At 73.5% G+C, this 6,534-nt stretch carries 7 protein-coding genes; 4 read left to right on the top strand and 3 right to left on the bottom strand.

The features are described from left to right. Positions 1–40 precede the first annotated feature (40 nt). Positions 41–400, bottom strand: coding sequence for an STAS domain-containing protein (locus tag DQW06_RS20120; RefSeq protein WP_019607103.1), 360 nt, complete (start codon positions 398–400; stop codon positions 41–43). Positions 401–845: 445 nt separating this feature from the next. On the opposite strand from DQW06_RS20120, the gene DQW06_RS20125 reads away from it, so the two are divergent. The 3 genes from DQW06_RS20125 (at position 846) to DQW06_RS20135 (ending at position 3,626) form a co-directional block, all read left to right on the top strand. Next, positions 846–1,382: an NUDIX hydrolase family protein gene (locus tag DQW06_RS20125; protein ID WP_013153283.1), complete on the top strand. Its 537-nt coding sequence runs from the start codon at positions 846–848 to the stop codon at positions 1,380–1,382. 93 nt (positions 1,383–1,475) lie between these two features. After that, positions 1,476–2,126: a nucleoside/nucleotide kinase family protein gene (locus DQW06_RS20130; RefSeq protein ID WP_117199107.1), complete on the top strand. Its 651-nt coding sequence runs from the start codon at positions 1,476–1,478 to the stop codon at positions 2,124–2,126. 156 nt (positions 2,127–2,282) lie between these two features. Further along, positions 2,283–3,626, top strand: coding sequence for an MFS transporter (locus tag DQW06_RS20135; RefSeq protein WP_198048793.1), 1,344 nt, complete (start codon positions 2,283–2,285; stop codon positions 3,624–3,626). Between the two features lie 60 nt (positions 3,627–3,686). On the opposite strand, the gene DQW06_RS20140 is transcribed toward DQW06_RS20135, so the two are convergent. Together DQW06_RS20140 and DQW06_RS20145 are read right to left on the bottom strand one after the other, a co-directional pair. Continuing rightward, positions 3,687–4,625 (bottom strand): 2-hydroxyacid dehydrogenase, encoded by a 939-nt coding sequence (locus DQW06_RS20140; RefSeq protein ID WP_210746439.1) that lies wholly within the window; start codon positions 4,623–4,625, stop codon positions 3,687–3,689. Between the two features lie 70 nt (positions 4,626–4,695). After that, on the bottom strand, positions 4,696–5,682 hold the full coding sequence (locus DQW06_RS20145; RefSeq protein WP_013153287.1) for a pyruvate carboxyltransferase: 987 nt from the start codon (positions 5,680–5,682) through the stop codon (positions 4,696–4,698). 267 nt (positions 5,683–5,949) lie between these two features. Here DQW06_RS20145 and DQW06_RS20150 point away from each other — a divergent pair, with 267 nt between their 5' ends. Continuing rightward, entirely contained in the window at positions 5,950–6,522 is a 573-nt protein-coding gene (locus DQW06_RS20150) for a pyridoxamine 5'-phosphate oxidase family protein (RefSeq protein WP_013153288.1), read from the top strand. Positions 6,523–6,534 lie beyond the last annotated feature (12 nt).

Genomic DNA, 6,534 nt, shown 5'->3' on the forward strand with positions numbered 1-6,534 from the left:
GGTCCCGGTCCCCCCGTGCGGGGCGGGGACCGGGACCCGGTCACGGGAGTTCGGGCACCGTGTTGCGGATCGGGTCGCCGTCGACCCGCAGACCGCTGGTGTGTGTGAGCGCCATCTCCAGGAGGGGGTAGATCTCGAACACGCGCCCCATGCCCAGCGCCTCCAGCACGCGCGCGGCGATGGGCGCGGGCTCGGCCAGGACCACGTGCCGCCCCTCGCGGGTGAGGCTCTTGTAGACCGCGACCAGGGCGCTGACGCCGCTCGCGTCGAAGAAGTCGAGCCCGGACATGTCCACCACCAGGCAGTCGCACCGTGAGGCGTGCGCGGCCTGGAGCAGCCGATCGCGCACGCGGTCGGCGGTGGCGAGGTCAACCTCTCCGTGGACGGGCACGACCGTCACACCCGTACAGGGGAAACGCTCCTGGGCAGAGAACCGGGCATTCCTCGCCACTCGGGCCACCTCTCACCGGACGTAACCTTTCCACTACGCAACCGCGTACGAGATCGTAACCTCTCCAGAGAGACCGTGGGAGCTTTTCGTGAGAAAAACCCGCGAAAACTCGCTGATGTGGCCGTAGGGACAGTCCCGTGTCACCCCGTCCGGCGGGTGGGCGGGACGCACCGCGCGCGACCGCGGCTTCGACCCCTCACTTCTCCTCTCGGACACTCCGGGCACGCCCCCGCGCGTGGCCTTCCGCGCCCGAGTGCGGTAGAAGCGGTACAGGTGGCACCCCCGCGTGCCCGCGCCCACGGGCCGGGCCCGGGGCCGATCCCAGGGACAGCCCACGAGAAGGGAGGGAGCGGCGGGCCCCGGCCGACGGCCGCGGCGTTCCGCCGCGCACCCGATGACCGAAACCGCCGACACCCAGCCCGGCTGGTTCTCCCCCGAGGAGCTGGAGAGCATCCGCGGCCGCATGCCCGTCCTCTACGTCCAGGCGGTTCCCGTACGGGTGGACGAGGTGGGGCAGGTGACCCATGTCGGCCTGCTCATGCGGGCCGCGCCCGACGGCAGCTTCCACCGCTCGGTGGTCTCGGGCCGCGTGCTCTACCACGAGCGGATCCGCGACGCCCTCCTGCGCCACCTGGAGAAGGACCTGGGCCCGGTGGCCCTGCCGCGCGTCCCCGTCTCGCCGCAGCCGTTCACGGTGGCCGAGTACTTCCCCACGCCGGGGGTCACCCCGTTCCACGACGCCCGCCAGCACGCGGTGGCGATGGCCTACATCGTCCCGGTCTCGGGCGACTGCCAGCCCCGCCAGGACGCCCTGGACCTGGTGTGGTTCACCCCGGAGGAGGCGGTCGGCGCGCACCTGCGCGAGGAGATGACGGGCGGCCAGGACGTGCTGGTGCGCCAGGCGCTGGCCCACGTGGGCCACGTCCCCTGACCGGGACCACCGGGCCCGCCGGGGCCGCCGTCCCGGCGGGCCCGGCGGACACCGCCCCGGCGCGGGGCGCCCCGGGGTGCGTAGGCTCGTTCCATGTCCGAACCGCTCGTCGCCGACGCCCTCGCCCTGGCCGCCGCCACCGGCGGCCCCCGCCGCCGCGTACTCGGCCTGGTGGGCGCCCCCGCCGCCGGGAAGTCCACGCTCGCCCGCCACCTGGTGGCCGGGGTCAACGGCGTGCTGGGCCCGGGCACGGCCGGGTACCTGCCCATGGACGGCTTCCACCTGTCCAACGCCCAGCTCGACCGGCTGGGGCGGCGCGACCGCAAGGGCGCGCCGGACACCTTCGACGCGCACGGGTACGCGGCCCTGGTGCGCCGCCTGCTCGCCGAGACCGACCACCCCGTCTACGTGCCCGACTACGACCGCGTGCTGCACGAACCCGTCGCCGCGCGGCACGTGATCGAGCCGCACACCCGGCTGGTCGTGACCGAGGGCAACTACCTGGCGGGCGGCGAGGAGCCCTGGGCCGGGCTGCGCGGGCTGTTCGCCCAGCTGTGGTACGTGGAGGCCGACGACGACCTGCGCGAGCGCAGGCTGCACCGGCGCCAGCTCGCGGGCGGGGCGACCGAGGAGGCCGCCCGGGAGTGGGTGGAGCGCAGCGACCGCCCCAACGGGGAGCTGGTCAAGCGCTTCCGGGACAACTGCACGCGGGTGGTGCGCCCGGGCCCCCTCCCCGAGGTCTGAGGGCCGCCCGCGCGGGATCCGCGCTTCCGGACCTGCGGAAAACCCCAGACGGACACAGAGAACGCATATGTCCATATAGTGAGACAAATGTTTCATACAGTGGCGAGCGGAGCTAGCATCCAGCCATCCGCACCCACTGACCTGGAAAGAAGTCCCATGACGGACGTCGCCCCACGCGCACCAGAAGAGGCCGAGCCACCGGCCAATCCCAAGAGGAAGGTCCTCACGGCCAGCCTCGTGGGGACGTCCATCGAGTTCTACGACTTCTACATCTACGCGACGGCCGCGGTCCTGGTCTTCCCCGCGCTGTTCTTCCCCGAGGGCGACATGCTGGCGGCGCGGCTGCAGTCGCTGGCCACCTTCGCCATCGCCTTCGTCGCCCGCCCCATCGGCTCCTGGGTGTTCGGCCACTTCGGCGACCGCGTCGGGCGCAAGGCCACCCTGGTGGCGTCCCTGCTGACCATGGGCATCGCCACCGTCGGCATCGGCGTGCTGCCCACCTACGCGCAGGTGGGCGTCCTGGCCCCGCTGCTGCTGGCGGTGTGCCGCTTCGGCCAGGGCCTGGGACTGGGCGGGGAGTGGGGCGGCGCGGCCCTGCTGGCCACCGAGAACGCCCCTCCCGGCAAGCGCGGCTTCTACGGCTCGTTCCCGCAGCTGGGAGCGCCGATCGGGTTCTTCCTCGCCAACGGCGTGTTCCTGGCCCTGAGCCAGTTCATGAGCGACGAGACCTTCCTGGCCTGGGGCTGGCGCGTGCCGTTCCTGCTCTCGACCCTGCTGATCGTGGTCGGCCTGTGGGTCCGCCTGACCCTGCACGAGACCCCGGCCTTCGCCAAGATCGTCGCCTCGGGCGAGCGGGTCAAGTCGCCGATGGCGGAGGTGTTCCGCACCAACTGGCCCGCCGTGGTGCTGGGCACGCTGATCATGCTCGCCACGTACGTGCTGTTCTACCTGATGACCGTGTTCTCCCTGGGCTTCGGCACCGACCCGGTGGCGGGCCTGGGCTACGACCGGTCGCAGTTCCTGGTGTTCCTGCTGGTGGGCGTGGTGTTCTTCGGGGTGTTCACCCCCGTCGCGGGCCTGCTCGCCGACCGGTTCGGCCGCAAGCCGGTCCTGGTCTGGGTCACCGTCGCGATCATCGTCTTCGGCTTCGCCATGGGCCCGCTGATGGGCGGCGGCGGCACGGTCGGCGTGCTGGCCTTCCTCATCGTGGGGCTGAGCCTGATGGGCCTGACCTTCGGCCCGATGGCCTCCGTGCTGCCGGAGCTGTTCCCGACCAAGGTGCGCTACACCGGCGCCTCGGTGGCCTACAACCTGGCGGGCCTGCTGGGCGCCTCGTTCGCCCCCTACATCGCGACGTGGCTGGCGGGCACCCTGGGACTGAACTGGGTCGGCGGCTACCTGGTCCTGGTCGGCGTGATCACCCTGGTGGCGCTGCTGATCAGCCGTGAGACGCGCGACGACTCCCTGGACGACACCCCGGTGCGGGTGACCGGCCGCTAGGGCGTCCCACCCCCGAGATACGGGCCGGGCGAGCGCATGCCGCCCGGCCCGTTCCCATCCTCACACGATCCGGTGCGGCAGCTCCCGGCCCCGGACGAAGGCCTCCACCGCGGCCGCCCACACCCGTCGGCGACGTTCCTGGCACTCGCGGGTGTTGGCGGCGAACCGGGAGCTGAGCACCAGGTTGTCCAGCGGCGGGTAGGGGTTGCGCTCGCCGACCAGGTCCAGCCCCGCGCCGCGCAGGCGCCCCGCGCGCAGCGCCTCCGTCAGCGCCCCGGAGTCGACGACCTCGTTGGGCGAGATGCTCACCAGGACCGCCGAGGGCTTCATCAGGGCGAGTTGGGCCGCGCCCAGCAGGCCGTGGGTGGCCGTGTCCAGCGGCAGGGTGAGGAAGACCGCGTCGGACACCGCCAGGAGCTCGTCCAGCTCCACCTGGACCGAGCCCTCGGCCCGGCGCGGACTGCGGTTGGCGTGGACGGCCGCCATACCCAGGCCGCGCACCATACGGGCCACCCGTGCGCCGATGCCGCCCATGCCGACGATCCCCGCGGTGCCGCCCGCGAGCTCCATCCCCTGCTCCCCCGCGCAGAGCAGGTCGCCCGACCGGACGCGGGCGTGGACGGGCACGACCCTCTTGGCCACGGCCATCATCAGCGCGACGGCGTGCTCGGCCACCGCCGCGCCAGTGTACCCGGCGGTGTTGCACACGGCCACGCCGCGCTCGCGGCAGTACTCCAGGTCCACGTACTCCACGGCCGTGGTGGTGGCCACCACCAGCTCCAGCTCGGGCAGCAGCCGCAGGTTCTCCGCGCCCAGGTCCGTGTAGGTGGTGACCAGGACCCGCGTGTCCGGGTGTCGCCGGAACTCCTCGGCCGGGTCCAGGCCGCCGTCGGCGGTCTGGACCCAGTGCGCCTCCAGCGCGTCGGACAGGTGGTCCAGGGTGTCGGTGGGAAGGGGGTGCCGGTCGTTGAGCACGAGACAGCGGACGGGCCGGGTCAAACCGTTCCTCCGGGGGGTGGTGGGGTGCGCGGTCGCGGCTCGGGCCTGGGCGCCGCCGCCGACCGGGTGTTCAGGGCCGGGGAGCCGACGCATCGTCCAGGACCTCCCCGACCTCCTTGTAGCGCTTCCAGGCCAGGCCGCGCAGGAACTCCTCGGCCCCCTCGCCGTGGGCCTCCCAGACGTCGGGGGCCCACTCCTGTTCCAGGTTGCGCCAGCCGGTGAGGGGATACAGGTGCTGGAAGGGCGGCGGCGGGGGCATCTCCGCCGCCACCCGCTCGGCCAGGGAGGCCAGACGCGGGCGGTCCACCTCCCCGACCAGGGCCAGCGCCTCGGCCAGGTCGGTGTTGCCGCCGCCCAGACCGTACCCGTGGAGGGAGCCGTCCACGAGGTCGAAGCCCGCCTCCAGCGCGATCCGGGAGTTGGCGACGGCGTGGCCGAGGTTGTCGTGGCCGTGGAAGCCCGCCAGGCCGGGCCAGGCGGCCCGTACCCCGGCGAAGAGCTCGGCGGCGTGCTCGGGCAGCAGCGCGCCGCGCGAGTCGGCCAGGTAGAGCCAGTCGGCGACGCCCGCCCGGGCGACGCGCTCGGCCGCCCCGGCCAGTTCCCCGGGTTCGTAGGCGGTGACGCTGATGAGGTTGAGCGAGCAGGTGACGCCGGAGGCGCGGACGGCCTCCGCCGCGGCGAGCACGTGGTCCAGCCTCTCCAGGAGGCAGGTCAGGCGGACCACGTCGAGCACCTCGGCGCGGGGCCGCAGCAGGGCGGCGACCTCGTCCGGACTCCTGCCGTTCACAGCGAGCATGGCGACGACGCGGGCCGGTCCGGCGTCCTCGCCGACCTGGCGCAGCAGGTCGGGCGCGCACCGGAGCGTGGGTTCGCGCCCGGGGTCGTCGCTGATGTAGCCGACCTCCACGTAGGGCACGCCCACCTCGCCGAGGACCTTGGTGTGCTCGCGCACGGTGGCGTCGGTGAAGCGCCAGTCGTTGAGGTAGCCGCCGTCGCGCAGGGTGACGTCCAGGATCCGGGGTCGCCGGGGTTCGGCGGCGGTGTGTCGAGCGGGCACGTCATGCCTCCTGACAGGCGCCGGGCATTCACCCTAAGTAAGTTGACCGATACCCAGGGGAATCAAACATCCCGCCCCGTCCGAGAACGCCCCGGGCCGCCCCTTCCGGCCCGGGAGGGGCCTCCCGGCTGTTTGCGCTGGTCGCCCCGGGGGGTAGTCGGGGAGCGGGGACCTTCGCCGACGGCGCGCGGGCCGCGTCCCCGGGCCCGCGAACCGCGCCGACGGCGGAGGGAGGACACGGGGGCACTCTTCTCGGGGGAGCTAGCGATGGCTGGATCAGAGGGCGCCGACCGGATGAAACCGCCGCCGGTGTCGGTCACGGGACCGGTCGCGCCGCCGGAGCAGCGGGGACCGTCCGACGAGTACGCGGGGACCGACCGCCTCGCCGACGAGCAGGAGCTGCTGGAGGGCGCCGACATCATCGAGGGCGACGACGGGGCCAGCTTCACCGTCCTGGAGCGCCAGACCTGCTTCAACCTGCTGGCCACGCGCGACATCGGGCGCGTGGCCTTCACCATCGAGGGGGACGCGGCGCCCACGGTCCTGCCGGTGAACTACACGATGGTCGACGGCGGCATCGTGTTCCGCTCCACGCTGGCCGGGGCCATCATGCGCCACGCGCGCGGGTACGCCGCCTTCCAGGTGGACAGCCTCGACGAGGAGCGCCGCGAGGGGTGGAGCGTGCTGGCCAGCGGGCCGTGCGCGTGGATCCGCGACGCCGCCGAGCTGGCGCGCCTGCCGCAGGGCGGCCTGCCCCGGCCCTGGGCCGAGGGGGAGCGCGACCAGGTCCTGAGGATCACGCCCGGCAGGCTGAGCGGACGGCGGATCCACCGGCGCTGACCCGGCGGCCCG

This window comes from Nocardiopsis sp. TNDT3 (genome assembly GCF_003427465.1).
GTDB lineage: Bacteria > Actinomycetota > Actinomycetes > Streptosporangiales > Streptosporangiaceae > Nocardiopsis > Nocardiopsis dassonvillei.

Bases quoted from the DNA above. Each gene is read 5' to 3' on its own strand.
- DQW06_RS20125 (WP_013153283.1), top strand. From the start codon at position 846: ATGACCGAAACCGCCGACACCCAGCCCGGCTGGTTCTCCCCCGAGGAG.
- DQW06_RS20130 (WP_117199107.1), top strand. From the start codon at position 1,476: ATGTCCGAACCGCTCGTCGCCGACGCCCTCGCCCTGGCCGCCGCCACC.
- DQW06_RS20135 (WP_198048793.1), top strand. From the start codon at position 2,283: ATGACGGACGTCGCCCCACGCGCACCAGAAGAGGCCGAGCCACCGGCC.
- DQW06_RS20150 (WP_013153288.1), top strand. From the start codon at position 5,950: ATGGCTGGATCAGAGGGCGCCGACCGGATGAAACCGCCGCCGGTGTCG.